Annotated in this window: 22 protein-coding genes; 14 read left to right on the top strand and 8 right to left on the bottom strand. The window is 51.6% G+C overall.

Annotation, left to right across the window (positions count from 1 at the left end; genetic code table 11):
* Positions 1 to 18: 18 nt before the first annotated feature.
* From BUQ98_RS15320 to BUQ98_RS15340, 5 genes are all read left to right on the top strand, one after another.
* Entirely contained in the window at positions 19 to 693 is a 675-nt protein-coding gene (locus BUQ98_RS15320) for a response regulator transcription factor (protein WP_074214648.1), read from the top strand.
* A complete protein-coding gene (locus tag BUQ98_RS15325) occupies positions 690 to 1,979 on the top strand; it encodes a sensor histidine kinase (protein WP_074214649.1) in 1,290 nt (429 codons plus the stop codon). Before BUQ98_RS15320 ends, BUQ98_RS15325 begins: the two co-directional genes overlap by 4 nt.
* A gap of 75 nt (positions 1,980 to 2,054) precedes the next feature.
* Positions 2,055 to 2,813: a MipA/OmpV family protein gene (locus BUQ98_RS15330; RefSeq protein WP_074214650.1), complete on the top strand. Its 759-nt coding sequence runs from the start codon at positions 2,055 to 2,057 to the stop codon at positions 2,811 to 2,813.
* Between the two features lie 27 nt (positions 2,814 to 2,840).
* Positions 2,841 to 3,962 (top strand): alpha/beta hydrolase family protein, encoded by a 1,122-nt coding sequence (locus BUQ98_RS15335; RefSeq protein WP_074214651.1) that lies wholly within the window; start codon positions 2,841 to 2,843, stop codon positions 3,960 to 3,962.
* A gap of 64 nt (positions 3,963 to 4,026) precedes the next feature.
* Entirely contained in the window at positions 4,027 to 4,506 is a 480-nt protein-coding gene (locus BUQ98_RS15340; RefSeq protein ID WP_069587832.1) for a YaiI/YqxD family protein, read from the top strand.
* Positions 4,507 to 4,548: 42 nt separating this feature from the next.
* Here BUQ98_RS15340 and BUQ98_RS15345 read toward each other — a convergent pair whose 3' ends face one another.
* Positions 4,549 to 5,451 carry a LysR family transcriptional regulator gene (locus BUQ98_RS15345; RefSeq protein ID WP_074214652.1) on the bottom strand — a complete coding sequence of 301 codons (903 nt, stop codon included), beginning with the start codon at positions 5,449 to 5,451 and terminating at the stop codon, positions 4,549 to 4,551.
* A gap of 168 nt (positions 5,452 to 5,619) precedes the next feature.
* Here BUQ98_RS15345 and BUQ98_RS15350 point away from each other — a divergent pair, with 168 nt between their 5' ends.
* A complete protein-coding gene (locus BUQ98_RS15350) occupies positions 5,620 to 6,489 on the top strand; it encodes an MBL fold metallo-hydrolase (protein ID WP_074214653.1) in 870 nt (289 codons plus the stop codon).
* On the top strand, positions 6,483 to 7,109 hold the full coding sequence (locus BUQ98_RS15355; RefSeq protein ID WP_074214654.1) for a DsbA family protein: 627 nt from the start codon (positions 6,483 to 6,485) through the stop codon (positions 7,107 to 7,109). The genes BUQ98_RS15350 and BUQ98_RS15355 overlap by 7 nt, the downstream gene beginning before the upstream one ends.
* Before the next feature lie 63 nt (positions 7,110 to 7,172).
* Here the strand turns inward: BUQ98_RS15355 and BUQ98_RS15360 are convergent, their stop codons facing one another.
* Positions 7,173 to 8,336 carry a DEAD/DEAH box helicase gene (locus BUQ98_RS15360; protein WP_074214655.1) on the bottom strand — a complete coding sequence of 388 codons (1,164 nt, stop codon included), beginning with the start codon at positions 8,334 to 8,336 and terminating at the stop codon, positions 7,173 to 7,175.
* 350 nt (positions 8,337 to 8,686) lie between these two features.
* On the opposite strand from BUQ98_RS15360, the gene BUQ98_RS15365 reads away from it, so the two are divergent.
* The 3 genes from BUQ98_RS15365 to BUQ98_RS15375 all read left to right on the top strand — a co-directional run bounded on the left by BUQ98_RS15365 (position 8,687) and on the right by BUQ98_RS15375 (position 12,528).
* Positions 8,687 to 9,349, top strand: a complete 663-nt coding sequence (locus BUQ98_RS15365) for a Qnr family pentapeptide repeat protein (protein ID WP_074214656.1) — start codon at positions 8,687 to 8,689, stop codon at positions 9,347 to 9,349.
* Between the two features lie 205 nt (positions 9,350 to 9,554).
* On the top strand, positions 9,555 to 10,742 hold the full coding sequence (locus BUQ98_RS15370) for an NnrS family protein (protein ID WP_175566334.1): 1,188 nt from the start codon (positions 9,555 to 9,557) through the stop codon (positions 10,740 to 10,742).
* Between the two features lie 304 nt (positions 10,743 to 11,046).
* On the top strand, positions 11,047 to 12,528 hold the full coding sequence (locus tag BUQ98_RS15375) for a putative bifunctional diguanylate cyclase/phosphodiesterase (protein WP_074214657.1): 1,482 nt from the start codon (positions 11,047 to 11,049) through the stop codon (positions 12,526 to 12,528).
* 56 nt (positions 12,529 to 12,584) lie between these two features.
* Here BUQ98_RS15375 and BUQ98_RS15380 read toward each other — a convergent pair whose 3' ends face one another.
* Genes BUQ98_RS15380 through cysP form a run of 4 tightly spaced genes read right to left on the bottom strand, consistent with a single transcriptional unit; the run spans position 12,585 to position 16,528 of the window.
* On the bottom strand, positions 12,585 to 13,712 hold the full coding sequence (locus BUQ98_RS15380) for a sulfate/molybdate ABC transporter ATP-binding protein (RefSeq protein WP_074214658.1): 1,128 nt from the start codon (positions 13,710 to 13,712) through the stop codon (positions 12,585 to 12,587).
* Positions 13,713 to 13,715: 3 nt separating this feature from the next.
* Positions 13,716 to 14,624: a sulfate ABC transporter permease subunit CysW gene (gene cysW, locus BUQ98_RS15385; protein ID WP_074214659.1), complete on the bottom strand. Its 909-nt coding sequence runs from the start codon at positions 14,622 to 14,624 to the stop codon at positions 13,716 to 13,718.
* 9 nt (positions 14,625 to 14,633) lie between these two features.
* Positions 14,634 to 15,500 carry a sulfate ABC transporter permease subunit CysT gene (gene cysT, locus BUQ98_RS15390; protein ID WP_074214660.1) on the bottom strand — a complete coding sequence of 289 codons (867 nt, stop codon included), beginning with the start codon at positions 15,498 to 15,500 and terminating at the stop codon, positions 14,634 to 14,636.
* A gap of 23 nt (positions 15,501 to 15,523) precedes the next feature.
* A complete protein-coding gene (gene cysP, locus BUQ98_RS15395; RefSeq protein ID WP_074214661.1) occupies positions 15,524 to 16,528 on the bottom strand; it encodes a thiosulfate ABC transporter substrate-binding protein CysP in 1,005 nt (334 codons plus the stop codon).
* A gap of 244 nt (positions 16,529 to 16,772) precedes the next feature.
* Here cysP and cysM point away from each other — a divergent pair, with 244 nt between their 5' ends.
* Positions 16,773 to 17,663, top strand: coding sequence for a cysteine synthase CysM (gene cysM, locus BUQ98_RS15400; protein WP_074214786.1), 891 nt, complete (start codon positions 16,773 to 16,775; stop codon positions 17,661 to 17,663).
* A gap of 72 nt (positions 17,664 to 17,735) precedes the next feature.
* Here cysM and BUQ98_RS15405 read toward each other — a convergent pair whose 3' ends face one another.
* Positions 17,736 to 19,436: an FAD-dependent oxidoreductase gene (locus BUQ98_RS15405; RefSeq protein WP_074214662.1), complete on the bottom strand. Its 1,701-nt coding sequence runs from the start codon at positions 19,434 to 19,436 to the stop codon at positions 17,736 to 17,738.
* 10 nt (positions 19,437 to 19,446) lie between these two features.
* Positions 19,447 to 19,638 carry a YgaP family membrane protein gene (locus BUQ98_RS15410; RefSeq protein ID WP_046075776.1) on the bottom strand — a complete coding sequence of 64 codons (192 nt, stop codon included), beginning with the start codon at positions 19,636 to 19,638 and terminating at the stop codon, positions 19,447 to 19,449.
* 242 nt (positions 19,639 to 19,880) lie between these two features.
* On the opposite strand from BUQ98_RS15410, the gene BUQ98_RS15415 reads away from it, so the two are divergent.
* The 3 genes from BUQ98_RS15415 (at position 19,881) to BUQ98_RS15425 (ending at position 24,644) form a co-directional block, all read left to right on the top strand.
* The gene (locus BUQ98_RS15415) at positions 19,881 to 20,174 is read left to right on the top strand and encodes an ArsR/SmtB family transcription factor (RefSeq protein ID WP_069586674.1); all 294 of its coding nucleotides are present in this window, start codon (positions 19,881 to 19,883) and stop codon (positions 20,172 to 20,174) included.
* A gap of 121 nt (positions 20,175 to 20,295) precedes the next feature.
* Positions 20,296 to 23,604 carry an efflux RND transporter permease subunit gene (locus BUQ98_RS15420; RefSeq protein ID WP_074214663.1) on the top strand — a complete coding sequence of 1,103 codons (3,309 nt, stop codon included), beginning with the start codon at positions 20,296 to 20,298 and terminating at the stop codon, positions 23,602 to 23,604.
* A complete protein-coding gene (locus tag BUQ98_RS15425) occupies positions 23,601 to 24,644 on the top strand; it encodes an efflux RND transporter periplasmic adaptor subunit (protein WP_074214664.1) in 1,044 nt (347 codons plus the stop codon). Before BUQ98_RS15420 ends, BUQ98_RS15425 begins: the two co-directional genes overlap by 4 nt.
* Positions 24,645 to 24,658 lie beyond the last annotated feature (14 nt).

Consider the following 24,658-nt stretch of genomic DNA (forward strand, 5'->3'; position numbering starts at 1 on the left):
GATAGAAGAGCACGCCGCATGAAAATACTCATCATTGAAGATGACCACGATCTCAGCTTAGCGATGTCAGAATATTTAGATCTGCATAATATCGACTGTGATTTTGCTTACAACGGCGAAACGGGGATCCAGCTTGCCAGCCAGCAGACGTTTGATTGTGTGATACTCGACAATATGCTGCCCAAAACACAGGGTATGGCGGTTTGTCGTGAGCTGCGTGAGCAGGGTATCGATACCCCGGTGTTAATGCTGACCGCGTGCGGCGCGGACACCGACCAGCTTGAGGGCTTTCGCGCCGGTGTGGATGATTATGTGGTCAAACCTTGCACCATGCCGTTGTTGCTCGCACGTTTACAGGCCTTGCATCGACGTCATCAACCGGTACGAGAGTGTATTACCATTGCTGATCTGACTATTTACCCCAAAGAGCATATCGCGTCGCGCGGTGATACGCCGCTTAAGTTGACCCCTATCGGTTGGAACATTCTGTTGCTACTCGCTCGCCGCTCACCCACTGTGGTGTCCAAAAGCGATATTGAGGAGGCGATTTGGGCCAGCGATGATGTGCGCCAAGGAACCATTAACGTGCACCTTCACCATTTGCGTAAAGTGGTTGATAAACCCTTTGCTAAAACGCTGATCCACACCCATGTCGGTATTGGTTTGTCCCTTTCTGAGGCCGCGCCGGTATGAGCCAAAGCCCTGTTCGAAGCCTCGCGGCACAATCGCGTCGCCAGCTTGTGTTCATGGCGGTGGCGATCTTTATCGGGTTGTTGGCACTTGTCACCGTGTTTAGCTTTTATCAAATCAGTCAGGCAGGCAAAAACTACATGCGGCTCGATGCTATCAAGCTAGAGCAGAAGCTGGCCGCCGATCCTAACTATCCATTACCCCAAAGTGACACTATCAGTGCGTATCGAGATTGGCAGGCTATCCCGACATCGGTGCGTGATTTGTTTTCCTCAGAGCCGATACAGCCCGATGATCCAATTGAAATTCAGCGCATCAATGACAGTGGAACGCGTGAGTATGGCTACTTGTTGTACTCCGATCAGCACCTATCCCAAGGCCTGTACTTGGTCGAGTTTGAAGCGGCAGAAAAAATCGAAGCATTAGCTGCCATGATTGTCGAGCGTTCTTTGGTCGATGCCAGCGTGTTAATTGCCGCTTTTATGCTGGTGCTTGTCACCGTGATTGGGCTGTTGTTTAACAATGCATTGAAGCCACTCAAAGAGTTGGTGGCATGGTCAGCGCGGGTAAAAACACACCCTGATCAAGCCATCGATGTGCGCTTTTCGGTACGTGAGGTTAACCAAATCGCCGACCACTTGATGGCCTCGCTGCAACAGGTGCGTGAACATAACCAACGGGAGCAGCAGTTCTTAAAGCATGCCAGCCATGAACTGCGTACGCCGTTGGCGATTATGCAGGCATCCTTGGATACTTTGTCACTGCGTATCGATGACAAGGATGCCAGCTATCCGGCCTTGCAGCGCGCCTCGCGTGCCAACGCCAATATGATGGCACTGTCTGAATCACTGCTTTGGCTGGCACGGCAACATCCAGATAAGGTTCGCCAATCAAAGGTCGACCTTGGCTCGCTCTGCGCAACCCTGGTGGATGAGCTGGCGTATCTTGCTGCGCATAAGCCAGTGACTGTCCATATTGATAATCACAGTGATCCTATTTCTATTGAGAGGGAATTGTTTCGTATTGCGAGTACCAACCTGATTCGCAATGCGTTCACCTACAGTGCGCCCGGCGCGATTGAGATTAAGATCACCAACGGGCAGTTTTCGATTGCCAACCCTATTGATTCAGACGTGGACGAGAATCAGATCGGATTTGGTCTGGGCCTACAGCTTGTTGAGCGCATTGCCGGACAGCTCAACTGGCATTTTGAATTTCAGTGCGACGCTCAGATGGCGAGGGCGGTTATCAATTGGGAAGCCGCGCACAAAATGACGGGAGAGTCTTAAGGTTTTCTTAATACCGGTTGTTTCAAGATAAGGGCGAACTCTCAGTTACTATTTCGCCATTATGGAGAATCGCCGGTGAATCCATTTGTCACACTTATCTGTTTCGTTTTGACCTTGGTGCCCTTGGCCGGGCATGCGCAAACCGACAGTATGTCCGCGGATAATTATCTGACCGTCGGCCTGGTCGGCTATACGGAGCCGTCGATATATCTCGGTGGTGAAGATGACCAAGACATTGAGCTGGTGGTTGAGGCGCAATGGGAGGGGATTTTTTATCGCAACGATACCCTAGGTGTGTATCTCGCCGAGGGCGACAGCTGGTATGTGTCGGCGGGCGTGGGCGACGATGTGTTTGGCGATCACGCCCGCGGTGACAGCAAAACCCTCAAAGATATGAAAAGTCTCGATAAGGTGTATACCGCTAATCTAACCACTGGCTGGATAACGTCGGTGGGCTATTTTGAGCTCGGCTACCATCATGATATCTCGGATAATCATAACAGTGGCGCGGTGGTGGGCCGCTATGGCGCGCCGATGGAACAAGGCCCGTGGGTGCTTGACCCTCAAGTGTCACTGACTTGTGTGGGTCGCGCGGTGAGTCGTTATTATGTCGGTGTGTCAGCCCAAGACGCCAAAGCTGGCCGACCCACTTATCAACCTGATCAAACCTGCAAATTCCAATCCGACCTCAACCTCTATTACAGGCTTGGCCGCGCGCATCATCTGTTGTTGGGGGTGAGCTATCGCCACTATGGCGATGAAGTATCAGACAGCCCGATTGTTGATAGAGACGATTTGTGGTCGTTCAATACCGGCTATTTATACACCTTTTAGCGGTAATGGGGTGGAAGGAGAAAGGGGATGAAGTGGCTAAAGCGAGGTTTGATAGCGCTGGTGCTGATAGGCACGTTTTTGGTCATAGTCATGGATGACCCAAACGCGGGGCTAAAGCGTCAAGCCATTCACTTTAACACAGGCGATAATCAGCTCACGGGTGAGTTAATTTTACCTTTAGGTTCTGAGAGCCCGAATCAGTGTGTGGTGTTTGTGCATGGCTCTGGTGACGTGCCGACCGATGCGTTTGGTTGTTACCTCCCACTTTGGCGAGTGTTAGCGGCGAATGGGTGGTGTGCGTTGTCTTGGAATAAGCCGGGAGTGGGAGAGTCGAGCGGGGATTGGCGGTCGCAATCGATGCAAGATCGGGCCGATGAAGTCGCGGCGGCGATTCGCTATTTGCGCCAAACCTTGGGGCTAAAGGATGGCAAGCTGGGGTTGATGGGCTTTAGCCAAGCTGGTTGGGTGATCCCTAAGGTGGCGCACCAAGTCGAAAACATCGATTTTCTGATCAGTGTCGGTGGAGCAGTCAACTGGATGGCGCAATCCGAGTATTCTGGACGTCAACGGCGATTAGCCGCCGGATACAGTGAATCCGCTATTGCGGAAGAGCAAGCTGCCGAGGCGACAGTGGATGCCTTGATCCAATCCGGCGCGTCGTATCAGCAGTACCTAAACCACGTAAAACAAGATGACAACGCCCCCATGAGCGAGGCCTTTTGGCAATTTGTACAACGTAATTGGGCCTCGGATGTGACTGCTGATTTAATCGATCTCGACGTGCCCACGTTAGCGTTGTTTGGTGCGCGGGATGCTTATGTCGACTCAGATAAAACCGCTTCTACGTATCACCAGCTGCTCGCTAATGCACCGCTGTCTTTTTATCACGTGCGTGTGTTTGAACAGGCCGACCACAGCCTACTGCGCACCGACAACATCGCCAATGCACACAGTGAGCGTCACCGCTGGTTAACACTGGCACGGATTTGGTGGCAGGGAGAGGCGGCGTTCGCGGATGGTGTGATGCCATGCTTAACGTCTTGGCTAGCGCAGTTTGAGAGCGGGCGGCCAACACAGACTGATATCTGCGCGTCTGAGCAGCTAAGCGATGTAAAGCCAGTACTAAACGCGGATACGACGCAGGGGTAACGTTTCAATTTGCGGTGAATTGGGGTTTAATGCAGGCATTGACGCTAACGCTAAGAGAACCAGCATGCAAATATGGGTAGATGCGGACGCTTGTCCGGTCGCGATGCGCGAGATGATAGTACGCGCGGCACACCGAACGCACATTCAAGCCACCTTTATTGCCAACCAGTTTATCCGTTTACCGCCGTCGCCTTACGCCAGTTCACGTCAGGTAGAAAAGGGCTTTGATGTGGCGGACAACCAAATTGTTGCCGAGGCAGAGGCGGGCGATTTGGTGATCACCCAAGACATTCCGCTCGCGGATGAAGTGATTGAAAAGGGCGTAACGGTGATTAACACCCGCGGCGAATTGCTGACCAAAGAAAACATCCGCGCCCGGCTTAATATCCGTGATTTTATGGAAACCATGCGCAGTAGCGGTGTGCACACAGGCGGGCCCGCACCGCTTGGTCCGCAGCAAAAACAAGCCTTTGCCAATCAGCTTGATAAATGGCTGGTTAAAGCCCAGCGTTATCATGCTGCGCGAGCAAAATCGTCTGATTAAGCTCGCGCGCTTATCCTCTCATCACTCAATCTTTTCTGCTGACTAAATAGCAACCGGTGCCCACTGGCTATCCGCGAAGTGGGCAATCAGCGCATCCAGCAACGCACGTACCGCTGGTGGCTGGTTGCGGCGTGACGGGTACAAGGCGTAGATATCCATCGCTTTGGGTTGCCAATCAGGCAGCACGACCGACAGTTGACCCCGCGCAATGGCACTGTGAGCCAGATACACTGGCTGCATGCTCACACCCATGCCCTGAATGGCAGCACTGAGTAAAGTAGTCGCCTCGTTAGCTGAGAGCTTACCTTGTACCTCAACCGCAGCGTGCGCCTCGCCTTTGTCTAAATGCCAAATCGGCCGATCAAATTGCTTGTAACTGAGACAACTATGCGCGGTGAGATCTTCCGGTGAGCGGATCGGTGCATGGGCGGCCAAATAATCCGGTGCCGCGACTAAGACGGAATCACACGCAGCGATCGGGCGACCAATTAAGGAAGGATCCGGGTTGGACGCAATGCGGATGGCAATATCAATCCGTTCCGCAATCAAATCGACCGCCTTATCTTGCACCTCAATATCTACATCGACCCCGGGGTGAGCGGCCATAAACGGCTTCACCGCGGGGATCAGTTGCGCGAAACCAAACGACATACTGGTCGCCACTCGCACTTTGCCGGTCAAGCCTGCATCTTGTTGCCATTGTTGTGTCAATGCATTGGCTTGCTCAACCCATTGTTCCAGTTGCGGCAAGCTTTGCTCGCCGGCGGAGGTTAACGATACTTTGCGCGTGGTGCGTTGTAATAAGCGCACGCCTAACCAGTCTTCCAGCGCTTCGACATGGCGAGTCACCATCGGGCGCGACATCTCGAGCCGCTCGGCAGTCGCGGTAAAACTTTGCGTCAGTGCCACGTCAATCAATACACGTGCGGCAGTCAGTGTGTCCATATCAATCTCATCTATGCTTAAGAGCCAGCCGTTCGTAACACGGTACGGCCCGTTTATATGCTCGAATTATGAAATAATGATGTAAATTATTAGCTATATATCTGAACAAGTCGAGCCCGTAAACTGCACAGCATCTCAACACCGAATGCAAAACAACGGAGCACGACGATGAAATTGATAAAAACCCTAGCCGCCTCTTTATTACTGACCGGCAGCGCAATGGCAGCAAATAATGCTGAACCCTTGAACTTGGACGTATATAACGCGGATGGTAATAGCTTCCACGTAAACTCAACTTTGGTGTATGGCGAAACCGAAGCCATGGTGGTTGATACGGGCTTTACTAAAGCAGACGCGCTACGTATTGCCGCCAAAGTACTGGACTCCGGTAAAGAGCTGACCACCATCTTTATTAGCCAAGCCGATCCAGATTACTACTTTGGTGCGGAAGTGCTGCACGGTATGTTCCCTGACGCAAAAGTGATCACCACACCGGCAGTACGCGCCACCATTGCAGAAAAACTGGATGGAAAAATGGCATTTTGGGCACCAAAAATGGGTGATAATGCCCCGCAAAACCCCGTGGTGCCTGCTGCTTATACCCGTTCATCACTGACACTGGACGGTCGTAAAATTGAAATTCGCGGCGCGAAAGGCGAGTTGGCGCATCGTCCGTATCTTTGGATCCCAGCCAACAAGGCGATCCTGGGTAACGTCGCTGTATATGGCAATGTTCACCTTTGGATGGCAGACGCACAATCTGACCAAGCGCGTGAAGGTTGGGCTGCACAACTAGAAGAAATGGCAGCATTGAAGCCTAAAGTCGTGATCCCAGGACACATGACCGCGGGTACGGCACTGAACGCTGACACCATTACCTTTGCCCAGCAGTATTTGCAAGACTTTGCCGAGGCGAAAGCAAACAGCAAAGACAGCGCTGAGCTGATGAAAACCATGCAAGCGAAATACCCGAAAGCCGGTCTGCCGATGGCTTTGGAAATTGGTGCCAAAGTACATATGGGAGAGATGGAATGGTAAACGTCCACTACATTTTTGACCCAATGTGTGGCTGGTGCTTCGGCGCCGCCACCTTGATTGAAAGCTTGAGCAACACCCCTGAGATTAACTTGCAGCTTCATCCAGGTGGTATGCGAGAGCGTGCGCCGATTGAAGACAGCTTTCGTCAACACATCTTGGCGGCAGATCAGACCATTGCCGATCAAACCGGACAGACATTTGGTCAAGCCTATCTAGACCGCGTAGCAAGCGACCAGCCGGTAATTTTGGACTCCTTTATTACCGCGCAAGCCATCCTCGCTGCTCAGCAGCTTGATGGTCAGGGCGCGGAGATGCTGAAACGCATCCAGTGTGGCCATTATCAGCAAGGTCGCTCCGTCTATGACGCTGACACGCTCGCAGAGCTTGCCAGTGAGATGGGGATAGAGGCAGAGGCTTGGCAACAGGCGATGAATCGCACCGAAAATGACGTGATGCCCGCGGTGAATCAAACCCGTCAATTGATGGCAGCGCATGGCTTACGCGGTTTTCCATCCATGCTGGTGGAGCAAAACGGTCAATGGCAAGCCATCACAGTGAGCCAATACTATCGCCGCCCAGACGCATGGCAGGCGCTGTGGCAAACACTGACTCAGGCATAAAGCAAACAAAAACGGCGAGCACGAGGCTCGCCGTTTTTTGTCACGATCATTGTTTGTACATTATCACTTGGGTGCAGTCAGCGGTACCGGCTTTTTAGGCTCAAAGCCTTCGATGATGCGACGTTCAAGTGGGTGCCCGAGACGTGCTTCAATCATGCGCAAGTTTTTGGTGTTGTCTTTTGAGACCAGTGAAATGGCTTCGCCTTGGGCACTGGCGCGACCGGTACGACCAATTCTGTGGACGTACTCGTCGGCGGGGAAGGGCAGATCGTAATTGACCACCCGCTCAAGCGACTCAATATCAATGCCGCGTGCGGCGACGCCGGTGGCAATCAAAAATTGGATGTCACCGTTTTTAAAGTCTTCCAGCAGTTGGGTCCGCACGGCTTGGCTGCGTCCACTGTGAAACGCTTCGGCGGCAATGCCACGTTTTTCCAACTGGGTGGCGAGTTTGGCGGCGCCGTGCTTGGTTTCGATAAAAATCAGTGCCTGCGTCCAACCATTCTCTTTAATCAAATGGCTAAGCAGCGCGGACTTTTTATCTTTATCGACCGGAATGCACCACTGGGCAATATTGTCTTTAGAGGCATCATGTGCGGCAATGCTGATTTCTTTGCCTTCATCACCAATGGTCGCTTTGGCCAGATCACGTACTTTATTCGATAAAGTGGCAGAAAAAAGCAGGCATTGCGTGCTTGCCGGTAATCGGTCGAGAATGTTTTGAATCGCATCAATAAAGCCCATATCGAGCATGCGGTCGGCTTCGTCGAGAACCAGCACTTCCACTTCATCCAAATAGACGGCACGTTGGCTGAGTAAATCACGCAGACGCCCAGGTGTAGCGACGAGAATATCAACCCCGTCCACCAAGGCTTGTTTTTGTGCTTGTTCGTCCATGCCGCCAACCATTGCTAAGGTTTTAAGCGCGGTAAACTGCGTGTCTTGGCGCGCGCTTTCGGCCACTTGCAAAGCCAACTCTCGTGTGGGGGCAATAACCAATGCGCGAGCGCGCTTTTTGCGCCCAGCTTCACCGGCAGATAATTTATCGATGATAGGCCAGATAAAACTCGAGGTTTTTCCGGTGCCCGTTTGTGCCGCGGCAATCAGATCATGCCCTTGTTGGATGATTGGAATCGCTTTGGCTTGAATGGACGTTGGCGTGGTAAAGCCGCGTTGGGCAATGGCTTGGCAAAGTGGGTCGCTTAAACCCAGTTTTTTAAATGGCATAACAGACTCAACAAACAAGAAGCGTGTGTCCGCGTTCCCGCCCAGACACACTGAATGGCGTGGAGTCTAGCACGAACCTTACAGTAGCACGACGCAAAATCTGCTGGTGAGTAGTTTCTTGGTGGGTTTGTTGAGCAGGTGTTATCTTCGTCATCCGGTTTATAAGGCGAAAAACTTTTTTTATCGTCGCCGTGTTCTAACTATATCTCTTACGCTTTCCCTGAGGCTAGTTTACCCCTTTAAATCGGCAAAATAAGGGGGTTATAAGATCCTGATTGTGAAAGGTTTTATTTTCGTGATTTCAAAAGGTTATGTTGTTAGCCTAGCGGCGCATTAATTAAGGAAATGATATGAAGACACATAACCAGACATTTCACCAAGAGAACTTTTCTCACCAAGATTTCAGTGAGCTTGAATTTAAAGACTGTACCTTTATCCGTTGTGACTTTACCCGCGCTAACCTTCGCGATGTGACGTTCAAGCGTTGCAAATTTATCGAGCAGGGCGATATCGAAGGGTGCCACTTTACCGCGGCTGATCTTCGTGATTCCAGTTTTCAGCAATGCCTATTGGCGATGGCCAATTTTAGTTTTGCCAATTGTTACGGTATTGAGATGAGAGAATGCGATCTGAAAGGCGCGAACTTTTCCCGCGCAAATTTTGCCAATCAAGTCAGCCATCGGGTGTTCTTTTGCTCAGCGTTTATCACCGGTTGTAACTTGTCTTATGCCAATCTTGCGCAAGCGTGCTTAGAAAAATGCGAACTGTTTGAAAACCGTTGGATTGAAACCCATCTTCTCGGTGCATCATTGAAAGAAGCCGATCTGAGTGGCGGTGTGTTCTCGTCCGATGTATGGGGGCAGTTTAGCGTACAAGGCGCTAATTTATGCCACGCCGAGATTGATGGCCTAGACCCACGCAAAGTGGATTTGTCTGGCGTAAAAATAGCCGACTGGCAACAATCTCAGCTACTTGAAAGTTTAGGTCTGATTGTTTTCCCGGATGCGCGCTAATCGGGATGCAACGCACTCTTGCTCTCTGTTTACAGGGCAAGCTAAAAAGGAAAGTGCTAGGTTAATGCACTAACAGGGATATTTGTCCGAATAACCACATATTTTGTAGCACATTAAAGTGGTTTGGATTTGTTTAATATCAAAAGCAGTGTTTTCGTGTGTGGTAGGGTGACATCATCGAAATTCTTCTATGGAGCGCTTTGCCATGCTGTTAAACGTCACAGACAAACAAAAAGAAGATAAGATCCCACCGCTGTTCCGACTAGGCTTTCGGCCCTTCTTCCTCTTTGGTGCTCTGTACTCCTGTCTGGTCATTATTATATGGAGTGGGCTTTACACCCATCCCGGGGTGTTCTCACTAACGGTTCCCTCGCTTTGGTGGCATGCTCACGAGATGCTGTTTGGGTTTTCGATGGCCATTGTTGGTGGGTTCTTAATCACAGCGGTGCAAAACTGGACGGGTGTGCCAGGTACTCGTGGGCTGAAGCTTTTCGGCATTTTTTCACTATGGTTGTTGGCACGGTTGAGCTTCTGGGTGGATGTCCCGACTTGGTCGAGCCTTGTACTTGATACCCTGTTTATGGCCTGCGTGGCATGGTCATTGGGTTATCGCGTGGTAGTGACTAAGCGTCAGCGCAATTACCTGTTTATTCCTATTTTAGCGGTGGCGGCTTTGCTTAACGCATTGTCTTACGGCGTACTGCTAGGGGAAGTCTCACTACCTATTAATCAAGTTTGGCACAGTACCTTGTTGTGGTTCATGCTGCTTATTAGCGTAATGGGTGGCCGTGTGATCCCGTTTTTCACGGAAAAGAAGTTGGGTATACAGGTGTCCAGCTCTCCTGTGTGGTTAGAGCGAGCGCTTATCGCTGTGTTTGTGCTACTCATTGGCGTTACTTTGGTGTCCGGCACTGACAACCTGGTTGCGAGAGGGCTGCTGATCATCGCGGGTATTGCTCAATGTGTGCGGCTGTATCGCTGGCAAGGTTGGAAAGCGTATCAGGTACCAATGCTGTTCTCGCTACACGTGTTCTACCTCTTCTTACCGCTGGGGTTGATATTAAAAGCGGTAGTGATTAATCCCTGGGCATCAAACCTTATCTGGCACTTATTCGCGATAGGTGCGCTCGGTGGGGTGATCTTGGCCATGATTGCACGAGTCGCGCTTGGCCATACCGGGCGCAATGTCTATCAGGGCCCCGCTGTTTCTTGGTTGTTTTATGCTTTGCTCATTTCAGCACTCGTCCGTGTATTTGGCATGTGGTTTTGGCCCGTTTATACCCTAGAGCTGGTTGCCGCGTCTGCACTGCTTTGGACGATCAGCTATGGCTGGTTTGCGGTACGATTTGGCCCCATGTTGAGTCAAGCACGGGCAGATGGTGCGTCGGGGTAATGTATGACGCTTTACCGGATTGTGTTGGATTGATGCGAGACGGTTTAACGCCTAATCATTGATGCGATGGCTGATATACATGGAAGGCGTCTATCAATTAGTAGGTTGTTTATTGTCGTTTTTTCTGGCGGGCAACTAACATTAGACCTAATATGCATTTAAACATTTGGAAAGCCCTGTCTCATATTTACTCATGATCTGAAAGAGACTGGCTCTATTGTCGCTGCTTTCCCTTTCCGTCACAGTGGGCGCGGGATAGGGTGTCGTAAGAAGGCTGAATGAACGTCATCGCACGGGAACCACAATGAAAAAAACGAACTACTACGCACTGAAGCTGGCGTTTATCTATTTCTTTTTTGCGACTTTGTGGATCTTGTTCTCCGATCGCGTGGTGACTGCCTTAACAACAAACTTGGAGCTGTACGAGCTGGCACAAGCATTCAAAGGGCATCTCTTTGTAGTGGTGACCTCCATCATGCTCTGGCGTTTGGCGAGAAAGAATAACCTTGATCTGGAGCGAGCGAGTGACATTGACAGTGTGACCGGCTTGCACAGTCCCTCCGTGTTCATGCGTCATGTGGATACCTTGCTAGCACGGGCGGCTCAAAAAACCTCCCATGTTTTGGTGATTGTCGACATTGATGGGTTTACATCACTCACCAACAAACTTGGGTTTGAACGTACCAATCACCTGCTGTCTGACATGGCTCATGCCATTGAGGTATCAACGCTATTAGACAAGCTCACGTCGCGCATTCATGCAGACCGCTTTGCCTGCCTTGCTGAGTTAGACGGTGCCAGCGATATGGCGCTCTATATCGAAAGGCTACACCGTGAATGTAGTCGATATTTGCAACGATACGATCAACAAGCCACATGCTCGATAGGGGTGGCGTTGTTTGGGCCAGATGGCGACGATGCGGCGACCTTGATGACGGCGGCGACACGCGCCCTTAATGATGCTAAAAAGCGCAAAGGGGCGGTAACGTATCATGATATTCACTTAACCGAGCAAGCTCAAAAGCGTAGACAGCTCATTACCGCGCTTAGGCAAGCCATAAAGAACAAAGAGATTGAGGTGGTCTTTCAACCGCAATATCGCTTGGCGTCAGGCGAGCTGACCGGTTTAGAGGTACTGGCGAGATGGACCCATGAAACCTATGGTGCGGTTCCACCTAGTATGTTTATCCCGCTCGCCGAAGAACAGGGTTTTTGCGAAGACCTAACGGCGCTAGTACTAGAAAAATCCGCCAAGCAGTTACACGATAGTGATCTGTTGGGAACTGTCATTCAGCGTGTGTCGGTTAATATTTCTGCGGTTGAGTTTAATAGCGAAAGTGCAATCCGGCGTATTGATGATTACTTGCAATTGAACCCAGAATTCGCGCGTTACCTGTGTCTAGAAATAACCGAAACCGCGGCACTTGATGATATTCTTGAGTGTGCGCGAGTGGTCGATACCCTTAAACGCCATGGTGTGACTTTTTCCATTGATGATTTTGGTGTGGGTTACACCTCTTTAGGGCTTTTTAACCAGATCAACGTGGATGAAATCAAGATTGACCGCAGCTTCATTCAAGCGATGGAAAGCGATAGTCGCGCGAAAGCGATCACGGCCGGTATTATCGATATTGCCAAACGTTTGGAAATCAACGTGGTGGCTGAGGGTGTAGAAACGGTCACTCAGCTAGCATTGTTGAAAAGTTTTGATTGCGAATATGTACAAGGTTATTATCTAGGTTATCCTGCTTCGCTATCCGAATTGAAAGTGGCGATGTCTGTCTGAAGGTAAACGCTAAATAGATAACTGATAAAGCACCGCCAAGATTTACCCGCCAACCATTAAATATCATACACTAAGCTATCTTTCGCCAAGAATGGCCAATCGAGGTGATGTGGCGCAGTGTCTGTGTCATTGAAAAAGTACCCGCGTTGTGGCATCGCATATACGGTATCGCCCTTTTGATACGCTGCGGCTTGCCACGCATGATGGGTTAAGGTGGCCTCCCACAGTTGTTCACTTTCCCAGCCTTGTGGGGCGAGTGATACCCGCACCTCAGCACCGACCGGATTGATAGAGACCACACGCATGGGCAGCGATAGTTGGCTATTGGGTTTATCGGCAAGGGTTAACTCATGGCTACGCACATACAAATTGCCTGATTGTTGGGTGTGCGTGCTTAGTGTGGGTTGGATAAAGGCATTGCCATTTTGCCAGACGCCTTGTTGATAGTGGCCGGAAAAGACATTCACGTTTCCTAAAAAATCAAACACAAAGCGACTTTTTGGTGCGGCATACAGATCGACCGGGCTGTCGACTTGTTCAATTTGTCCGTTACTCATTACCACCACGCGATCTGATAGCTCGAGCGCTTCGTCTTGGTCGTGGGTAACAAACACACTGGTAAAAGCCATTTCATCGTGCAGTCGGCGTAACCATTGGCGCAACTCTTTACGTACTTGTGCATCTAACGCTCCAAACGGCTCGTCGAGCAATAAAATCTCCGGCTGTGTCGCCAGCGCCCTCGCCAGTGCGATACGTTGCTTTTGCCCGCCCGATAATTGTTCGGGATACCGTTGGCTCAGATGGCCTAACTGCACGACCTCAAGCAGTTGATTAACCCGTTGTGTCATCGTGGCCGGTGAAGGACGCGCGCGCCGCGGCATCACTTGCAAGCCAAAGGCGATGTTCTCTGCCACCGTCATGTGTTTGAACAAGGCGTAGTTTTGAAAAACAAACCCGACACGGCGATCACGCACATGAACGCGGGTGACATCGCGGTCTTCAAACAGGATCTGACCGCTGTTACTACTTTCTAATCCGGCAATAATGCGTAGTAAGGTGGTTTTCCCGGAGCCCGAGGGGCCAAGCAGTCCCATCATCTCACCTTGTTCTATGGTGAGTGATAACGGTGACAACGCTTGGAACTGGCCAAAGTGTTTGGTGATATCGTTCAGTTGAATGCGCATGGCTTACGGCTCACTCTGGTTCGTTTGTAAGGTTAAGTGGGCAGGCGTTGATGCACTGCTTTCATCAATCGGCGCGGTACTGGCGTGCACACGATGCTGACGCCATTCCACCAAAGCTTTTAGCGCCAAGGTGGCGAGAGCCATAAAGGCAAGTAATGACGCACAGGCGAACGCCGCTTGGGTTTGGTAGTCCTCATAGAGCAGCTGTACCTGCAAAGGCAGGGTATTGGTTTGACCGCGAATGCTGCCTGACACCACAGCGACCGCACCAAACTCGCCGATGGCGCGCGCATTAGTCAAAATGACCCCGTAGATGAGGGCCCACTTAATATTGGGCAAGGTGACGCGGCGAAAAAGCTGCCACCATGATGCGCCTAACACCACCGCCGCTTCTTCCTCTGCTTGCCCTTGCTGTTGCATGAGCGGGATCAGCTCGCGGGCGACAAAAGGGCAGGTAACAAAAATAGTGACCAACACAATGCCGGGTAGGGCAAACATTACTTGAAGATCATGCTCAAATAGCCACGCGCCTAGCCAGCCGTTACTGCCATAAAGCAGCAAATAGAGTAAGCCTGCGACCACGGGCGACACGGCAAACGGGATATCAATCAAGGTGGTGATCAGTTTTCGCCCCGGAAATTGGAAGCGGGTGACGGCCCATGCCAACATCACGCCAAATACGAGGTTGATGGGCACCGTGAGAACGGCCACCAACAATGTAAGGCCAATCGCGTGGCGGGTATCCGGTGCGAGTAAATGCTGAAAATAACTGGTGATGCCATCGGCGAAGGCAATGGAAAAGATGCTCACCAGCGGCACAACCAACACCAGCGCCACGAGCAGCAGCATAAGCGCGATTAAACTGCGCCTGATCCATGGGGTATCACCGATTCTCACCGTGTTTGTACTCATAAGGTGTCCTTATCGCCCGTGAATGCGCTTTAAGTAGCGACCTTGCCAAAGGTTAATGGCAAACAACAATGAAAGGGATGCCATCAAGATCACCGAGGCAATGGCACTCGCCGCTGGGAAATCAAACTCTTGCAAGCGAACAAAGATCATCAGCGACGTGATCTCGCTGACGTAGGGCATATTGCCAGCAATAAAAATCACCGCACCGAATTCACCCAGACTGCGGGTAAATGATAAGGCCACACCCACTAACAACGCCGGCTTGATGGTCGGCAGAATAATCCGCCAAAACACCGCACCGTCACTTGCCCCGAGCACAGTGCCCGCTTCTTCTTCCTCTTGGGAAATTTCCTCCAACACGGGTTGGACGGTACGCACCACAAACGGCAAGCTGGTGAACATCATGGCAATCACGATCCCAAGCGGCGTGTAGGCAACTTGGATACCGACGTTAGCAAGCACACTGCCTATCCAGCCGTTATCGGCGTACAGGGTGGCGAGCGTGACACCGGCAACGGCGGTGGGCAGGGCAAACGGCAAATCAACCAGCGCATCGACCAAGCGTTTGCCCGCAAAATCGTATCTCACCAGCACCCACGCAAAGAGCAAGCCAATCACACCATTTAGTAGTGAGGCAATCAGCGCCGCACCGGCTGTGACTTTATAACTGGCGACAATGCGTGGGTCAGTGATGGCAAACCAGTATTCTTGCCAACTCATTTGGCTGGTTTGCATGATAAGGCCGCTGGCCGGTAACAGCAGGATTAAGCTGATGAACAGCAAAGACACGCCCAAACTGATGCCAAACCCGGGCAGCACGTGCTGCTGACGTGCTGCCCAAGGTGTGGATTGGCGTTGATACGATAGCGATGGCATAGCGTCTCAATACCTAGAAAACATTAACGGCGTTGTAGTTGGTCGAGTTTTCCGCCACTGGCAAAGTGCGTTTTCATGGCCTGATCCCAACTCCCTGCGATGGCTTCCACGGTCAGCAGTTCGACTTCAGGGAAACGATCGGCATTGTCTTTGACCACGTCAGGATGATGGACGCGGTAGTTAAAATCGGCCAGTAAGCGTTGTGCTTTTTCGCTGTAAAGGTAAGACAAATACTCGGTCGCCAGCTCAGTGGTGCCGTTGCGTTTGGCGTTGCGCTCGACCACGGCGACGGGGAACTCGGCCAAAATCGAGGTTTTAGGCACCACAATATCGTACTTGTCGCTACCATATTGCTGGCGGATATTATTGACCTCTGATTCAAAGGTGACCAGCACATCGCCAATTCCGCGTTCAACAAACGAGGTGGTTGCGCCGCGGCCGCCGGTATCAAACACCGCCACATTGGCGAGAAGCTGTTTCAAAAATTGGTCTTGCTGCTCGGTGTTATCTTTGCCGAATGCCTTTTGTGCATAACCGAGTGCGGCAAGGTAGGTATATCGGGCGTTACCAGAGGTTTTTGGGTTGGGGAAGACAGAGGCAACGTCGTCTTTGGCTAAATCATCCCAATTTTCAATGCTCTTTGGGTTGCCCTTGCGGACCAAAAACGCGGTGGTGGAGTAGTACGGCGAGCTACTGTTGGGGAAATTCTCTTTCCAGCTTTTATCGATCAACTTGCCGCGATCGTACAACACCTGCACATCCGTGACTTGGTTGAAGGTGACAACATCCGCTTGCAGCCCTTGCATGATGGCGCGCGCCTGCGCCGAGGATCCACCGTGCGACTGCTTAATGGTCACCGATTCTCCGGTTTTTTCTTGCCAGTGCGCTGCAAACAGCGGATTGTAATCAGCAAAAAGCTCACGTGCGATATCGTAAGATGAATTCAAGAGGGTTTGCTCGGCGGCAGATACCGGCGCCGCGCTGGTGGCAAGCAAGGCCGAAAGAGCCAGAGTTTTGAATACCTTCATTGTTAAATCCTTGATGGCCGTTTGTTGCTGTTATCAGCAAAGAAAGTTGGGATAGGTCACAGAATAAAAGCAATTGAAGGGAATAAAAAACAGTTTAAATATAACCATTTTGTATATGTTAGTGAAAAAATGTCTGCGTGTCGTGTCAAGCCTCCTTGTAGGATGTGGCGGTAGACAGTCTCTTACGCGGTGTTGAGAGCATCCATCAGGCAGGCAATTCATGAAACATGAAGAGGTAAACAACGTGGCTGATTTCCCCACGCTTGAAGACTATGTGGGTCAGACCCCTTTGGTGCGCTTGCAGCGGTTAGCCGCAGAGACAGGCAGCACTGTTTTAGTCAAACTCGAGGGCAATAATCCGGCCGGTTCGGTGAAAGACAGACCCGCACTCAATATGATTGTGCAGGCAGAAGCGCGGGGTGATATCCAACCCGGCGATACCTTGATTGAAGCGACCAGTGGCAACACCGGGATCGCGCTGGCGATGGCGGCGGCGATTAAAGGTTATCGACTGATTTTAATCATGCCTGAAAACGCCACACAGGAGCGCAAAGATGCCATGCGAGCCTATGGCAGTGAGTTGATCCTCGTCTCTCAAGCGGCGGGGATGGAGGGCGCTCGCGATTTAGCTTTATCCATGCAAGCACAGGGCAAGGGCAAAGTGTTGGATCAGTTCAATAACCCGGATAACTGGCGGGCGCATTTAACGGGTACGGGGCCAGAAATTTGGCAACAGAGCCAGCAACAAATCACCCACTTTATTGCCAGCATGGGCACCACAGGTACCATTGTGGGAACCTCAAAGTATCTAAAAACGCAAAATTCTGCGATTAAAACCATTGGTTTACAACCGACAGAGGGGAGCGCGATTCCTGGTATTCGCCGCTGGCCGGCTGAATATCTCCCCGGCATTTATACCGACGAGCACATTGATGCAGTGATAGACATTTCTGAGCAAGATGCGAAAGAGACCGCGCGCGCTCTCGCCAGAGAAGAGGGTATTTGTGCGGGGGTTAGCTCGGGTGGCGCCGTGTTTGCTGCCCTGCAAGTCGCCAAAGCCGAACCCGGCTCTGTGGTGGTGGCCATTATTTGCGATCGCGGCGATCGTTATTTGTCGTCTGGGTTGTTTTCGTAACCGTTCACTGGCGAGCATAAAAAAGGTGACCCAAGTCGGGTCACCCAGTTGAATTTGAACACAGTGATCGCATTACGCCTTGGCAAACTTGTAAGTGCGATAGCCACCAATCAAGTTGCGGGCTTTAAAGCCATTGTTGACTAACTGGCGATAGGCGACGTTGCCACGTAGACCGACTTGGCAGTACACCACAATTTCTTTGTCTTTCGGCAGCTCATTAATGCGTCCGCGCAGTTCGTCGACCGGAATATGCACATCACCTTCAATAAGCTGACCGTTTTCGCGCTCTGGCGCATTGCGCACATCGAGTAGCACTTGATCGTCGGTGAGATTATCTAACTCATCAAAGTGAATAGGGTTCGCGTCACCTTTGAGGATATTGGTGGCCACAAACGCCGCTTGGTTAATCACATCTTTAGCACTGCCATACGGCGGCGCGTAGGTGAGTTCTAGATGTTGTAGCTGCTCAACGGTCATGCCAGCACGTTGTGCCACGGCCATGACATCAATGCGCTTATCAATGCCGTCTTTACCCACCGCTTGTGCGCCTAAAATCGCGCCGGTATCCGGGGCAAACAGCAGCTTAAATGAGACGATTTCCGCACCGGGATAATAACCGGCATGACTGGCGGCGTGGACATAGACCTTTTGATAATCGATATCAGCGTGCTTGAGTTGTTTCTCGTTTTGGCCCACCGAGGCGACGGCGAGATCGAACACTTTACAGATGGCGGTGCCTTGGGTGCCAAGATAATGTTCAGTGCTGCCTAGCATGTTGTCAGCGGCCATGCGTCCTTGACGGTTCGCCGGACCCGCCAGTGGCACTAACGTTGGCTTATGGGTCACAAAGTCGATTTCTTCGACTGCATCGCCGACCGCGTAAATATCGGGATCTTGGGTCTGCAGAGTGCTGTTAACCACAATCCCGCCTTTTTCACCAATGGCAAGCCCCGCTTGTTGTGCCAGCGTGACTTCAGGCTTAACGCCAACCGCCATAATCAAAAGCTCGGTATCCAGTTTGTCGCCATTGTTAAGTGTCAGGCGTAAAGCGCCTTCTAAGTGTTGCGGCTCACTCGGCTCGCCGGCATCATCACTGGCGACATGCGTGGTGGGAATAAACTTGGCGGACTCCAGCGCTGTGCCTAGGCGTAAATCCACTCCTTGATCGCGAATGGTTTGATGAACAAACCCCGCCATTTCGCGGTCAACCGGCGTCATGACCTGATCGGCCATTTCCAGCAGGGTGGTTTTAATTCCGCGTTGATGCAGCGCTTCCATCATCTCAAGGCCAATAAAGCCCCCGCCAACGACAGTCGCATGGCTGGGGTTATTCATATCAATGGTATGCAAAATCGCATCCATGTCTGGAATATTGCGGAGCGAGTGGGTCAGCGGGTTATCTAAGCCAGAGATGGGTGGCATGATAGGAGCCGCACCTGGGCTTAACAGTAATTTGTCGTAACTTTCTTGATAATCGCTGCCATCGGCACGGGTGACGGTAACGGTTTTGTCCTCGCGGTTGATCGCAGTGACTGTGCTGTTGATGCGCACATCCACATTAAAACGGGCGCGAAAACTGTCTGGGGTTTGCAGCAAGAGTTTACTGCGATCGGTAATATCTCCGCCGATATGATAAGGCAAACCACAATTAGCGAACGAGACGTACGGGCCACGTTCGAACATAATGATGTCGGCTTCTTCACTCAAACGACGGGCGCGAGCGGCGGCAGAGGCGCCACCAGCGACGCCGCCAATAATTACGATTTTGGTCATTATGACTCCATCAAGCGTTGCTTAGTCCAAGTTTTTTCAGGAAAAAGGCAGCCGGACAAATCCCTGTAAACGCACTTTGGATCAGGTTTACGCCAACGAAGACGGTTAGCCAAACAAATTGGCTGTGAACTGTGAGGGTAAGCACGACAGAAAGTAGCACCATCATGCCAGCGATTACGCGTACGCCATTATCAATTGTCATAGCAGACTCCTTTGCATCCTCTATACGATTACCCGACAGACCGAACCGCTTTGGCTCGAACGCCTTCAGTGTTTGTCGGCACTGGGATCACTCTAGAAGTTATATTTAGAAAAGTCTAATTATATTTAAACTAAATTAGAATTGACTAATCAATATGGCGCGCTAAGCTATGAGTATTAGCGAGAGAGGAGTAGGCGATGGCAGAGTCAAGCGTGCCGTTTGAGGCAGAAAGCATACCTGACATGGACATTGTTGCCATGCGTGAGCAAGCGTCTTTGGTGGCGACCATGTTGAAAGTGATGGCCCATCCTGAGCGATTAATTGTGCTGTGCCAGCTCTTGGCCGGAGAGCGCTCCGTGGGGCAATTGCTGCAAGGGTCGTCGCTCAGTCAGTCGGCGTTTTCCCAGCACCTTAGCGTGTTAAAGCGGCATCAACTGGTTAAGGTGCGCAAGTCATCCCAGCAGGTATTTTATCAGCTCAATGACCCCCATGTCGCAGCGATTATCGCTACCTTACAGCGGCTGTATTGTGCCTGATGTGTCTGAATCTGAGAGATCAGCACACATTCATTGCCCGTCGATGCGCTAAGTTAATTAACATTCAGCCATTTTACCTCTCGTTTTCTTGTCGTTACTGTCATCAGCCAAAGGATCGAATATGCAAGATGCTCAGCCACAAGGTCAGCTGATCACCCGAGTAATGAATAGCTTCTTCCCGCCAACCCTCATCGTGCTCGCACTACTGGTCGGGGCGGCGGCGCTGTGGCTTACACCCAAAGAAGAAGATCCGCAAATCGTCGTACCAATGGCAGATGTGGTGGTGCAAGCGCCCGGTTTGAGTGCCCCACAGGTGGCAAAGCAGGTGACGCAGCCTCTGGAGAAAAAAGTCAGCCAAATTGACGGGGTGGAGTATGTGTATTCCACTACTCAAGCAGGATCTGCGTTAGTCACGGTCCGTTTTTACGTGGGTGAAGATCGCGAGTCGGCCTTGGTGAAGCTATATAACAAGCTTTATGCCAATCAAGATGCGATCCCAGCCGCGGTGAGCGAGTGGGCGATAAAGCCGGTAGAAATTGATGATGTACCGATTGTGATTGCGGCACTGCGTAGCGACAAACCGGACCAGCTCGACCATTATGCACTGCGACGTATTGCCGAGCAGGCCACCTTGGATCTCAAAGCCCTTCCCGAAACCAATGCGGTGAAAGTGGTGGGCGGGGTGCCGCGTCAGGTGTTGGTCACGCTCGACCCTGCCGCCATGGCTAGCTATCAGATCAGCGTGTCTGATCTGACTAATGCCTTTTCGCTAAGCCATCAAAAGCGTGATGTCGGGGATATTCAGTATCAGGGTGAGCGCTATGTATTAAAAACCGGCCAGTGGTATCAAAGCCTTGAGGAGATACGCCATTTAGTGGTGGCGGTGGTGAATGGTAAACCTGTGTACCTGCAGGATGTGGCCGAATTATCCGACGGTGCGCAAGAGTCCACCACAGATACCTGGATCCAATCGACCGATGATAGCCAGCCGCATCCAGCGGTGTTTCTCTCGGTGGCGAAGCAAAAAGGTTCGAACGCGGTGAGCGTGGCCGAGGATATCACCGCCACGCTCAATCATCTGGTCGCCACACAATTTCCCGAGGGCGTGAGCGTTGAGATTATTCGCAATTACGGTCAAACCGCCGATGCCAAAGTAAAAAACTTGGTGTCCAGCCTCGGTATTGCGGTGCTCACCGTGGTGGTCTTTGTTGGCTTGTTCTTAAACTGGCGCAGTGCTTTAGTGGTGGCGATTGCCATTCCCATCAGTTATGGCGCGGCATTAGGGCTGGATTTAGCCTTTGGCTATTCGATTAACCGCGTCACCCTGTTTGCGTTAATTTTGGCGCTGGGACTGATTGTTGATGATCCGATTGCCAGTATCGACAACATTGAACGGCACCTGACTCATGATAATAAACCCCGTGGACGCACGATTGTGCTGGCGATGCTAGAAATCAAGCGCGCATTGATCATGTCGACCGTGGCGATTGTGATTGTGTTCACCCCGATGTTTTTTATCACCGGCATGATGGGGCCATATATGGCACCGCTGGCATTCAATGTGCCGGTCAGCGTGGTGATCAGTACCTTGGTGGCGTTTTTAGTCACCCCTTGGCTCGCCAAAAAAATTGTTCGCGCTTCCAATAAAGGCGATGACTATCGCATTGAGACCACGCCGCTGTACCGTGGCTATCGGCGCGTGTTGTTGCCATTGCTCGAGAGTAATCGTCGCGCCAAAGCGTTTTTATGGCTAGTGGGCGTGTTGTTCGTCATCGCCGCCTTGCTGCCTGCTTTGCGCCTCGTGCCACTCAAATTGTTGCCGTATGACAATAAAAACGAGTTTCAGGTGGTACTGGATTTGCCGGAAACTGCCAATCATGTTGGTACCTCCAACGCGCTGCGAGAGATGAACCGTTATCTACAAACGCAAGCCGAGGTGGTGTCGGTCTCCGGGTTTGCCGGGCTCGCCTCGCCAATGGATTTTAATGGCATGGTGCGACATTACTTTACTCGCCATGCGCCTTACCAGGGTGAACTGCGGGTGGTGCTGGTGGATAAGCACCGGCGCACGTTGCAATCGCATGGCTTGGTCACGCGCATGCGTGATGAATTAGAAGCCATCGCAGCAAAATATGATGCCGAGGTGCAATTAGTGGAAATGCCGCCGGGGCCGCCTGTGCTGGCAACCATTGTCGCGGAAGTGTATGGCTCACCAAGCACGCCTTATTCAACCCTGCAAGCGCAAGCGACGCAGGTGGCCGAGCGATTAAAGCGTGAAGTCTTGGTGTCAGAAGTGAGCACCAGTGTTCAAGGGCCTCTATCGAGCTGGCAGTTTGTGGTGGACCAAGAAAAAGCCGCCTTGTCTGGTATTGCGGTGGCCGATATCAACCAAGCGCTCAGGGCCGCGAACCAAGGGGTCACGCTGGCCCATTTAGCGGATGCCGATGAAATGGATCCCTTGCCAGTGAGGCTGCAACTTGCGCCAGATGCGCGCGATCAACTTGATGCGCTGCTTGCACTGCATGTGCGTGGTCGGGCTGGGGTGGCTAAACAATCGGTACGAGGTGCCTTGGTGGATGCGCCGCAACCGCTGGTCGCCTTGAGTGAGCTCGGTCATTTTACGCGGCAACCGGTTGATCAGCCTATCTATCATAAGAATTTACGCCCCGTCGTGTATGTGTACGCCGAACCCACTGGACGGGTGCCGGGCGAAGTAGTCGCCGATGTGATGGCCGATTTTAATCAACCTGAATCGGACAGCGTTCGCCCGCTATCAGCGCGTAGTTATCTGGATAATGGCGCGGGTGATGGCTGGCAAGTTGATGAGGATATCGAGGTGGTATGGAGTGGTGAAGGAGAGTGGAAGATCACCATTGATGTCTTCCGCGATCTGGGGATTGCCTATGGCGCGGCACTGCTGGGTGTCTTTATTGTGATGCTGATACAAACTGGGCTACCGGCGGTATCGGGCATTATTATGCTCGCGATCCCGCTGACCGTGATTGGCATCATGCCGGGTTTTTGGTTGCTCAATGGCTTAAGCGGTGAGATCAACGGCTACCCAAATCCGGCGCTATTCACCGCCACCGCGATGATTGGCATGATTGCATTGGCAGGGATTGTGGTGCGCAACTCACTGGTGTTGATTGAATTTATTCAACAGTCACTCGCACAAGGCATGGCGCTGAGTGAAGCCCTAGTACAAGCGGGTACGGTGCGAATGCGGCCTATCCTGCTCACCGCCGGCACCACCTTATTGGGGAATGTGATTATCACCCTCGACCCTATTTTCAATGGCTTAGCGTGGGCTATTATTTTCGGCATTGCCGCGTCTACCGTGTTTACCTTGCTGGTTGTGCCTGTGGTGTACAACCTTGCGTATCAAAATCACCCGACCCATGGCTTATCAGTAGAAGGAGAGGATGCATGAAGGCAAAAAAAGGCTTACTCGCACTGGTGCTAGGTACTGGGTTATTGGTGTTATTTTTGGCGATGGCTGGCGCCTTTACCGAGAAAGTGGCGTCAGAATCGACCCCCAACCGTGTCGCAAGCGATGTGAAAACACTCACACTGGAAGCGGTCGAGCAGCCGCAAACGCGTACCTTCTCGGGTAAGCTAGTGGCACGACAAAACGCCACGCTGGCAGCGCGGATGACGGCCACCGTCGCGGAAGTGTTGGTTGATGTCGGTGACCGCGTTGATCAAGGCGATGTATTACTGCGTTTAGATAATGCCGACCTCAGTGCCAAAGTTCGCCAAGTGCAACAAGCCTTGGCCTCGGCGCAATCGCAATTGAATACCGCGCGCAGTGACTACCGCCGAATGGAGACCTTATTGGCGAAAAAGCTGGTGCCTCAATCTCAGTTCGATGAGGCGGAAAATCGCTTAAAAACCGCGCAATCTGACTATCGTCGTGCCCTTGCCGCGGTGGATGAGGCTGAAACCCAATTTGGCTTTAGTCTGGTGCGAGCGCCTTTTTCAGGCGTGATCACGGAAAAGATTATCAACCAAGGTGATACGGCAACACCGGGTGCGGCGATGTTATCGCTATATAACCCCGCCAGCATTGAAGCGGCGGTGAATATGGCTGAGTCTGTTTTGCCTTTTGTAGCGATTGGCCAATCGTTAACGGTTGAATTGCCCACCTATAATAAAACGCTGACAGGTATGGTGCGCACGATGACGCCCGCCGCCGATACGAGCTCACGCAGTTATCGTGTTGTGGTGACACTGCCGAATTCGGATCCTAACGATAGCTTGCTGCCAGGCATGTTTGCAAAAGTGACCTTGTCACAAAAAGCCGAGCCTGTACTTTACTTACCGAGCAATGCGCATTATCAAATTGGACAACTTAACTATGTGAAGGTACTCGATGCGGGTGAGGTGAGCACACGGCTGGTATCGCTCACAAAACAAGGACGCGTACGTAAGGGGTTAAAGGCTGGCGAGATAGTTATATTGAATCCGTAAAAAAATGCAGTGAT

It is taken from the genome of Salinivibrio sp. ES.052 (assembly GCF_900141775.1).
In the GTDB taxonomy this organism is placed as follows: Bacteria; Pseudomonadota; Gammaproteobacteria; order Enterobacterales; family Vibrionaceae; genus Salinivibrio.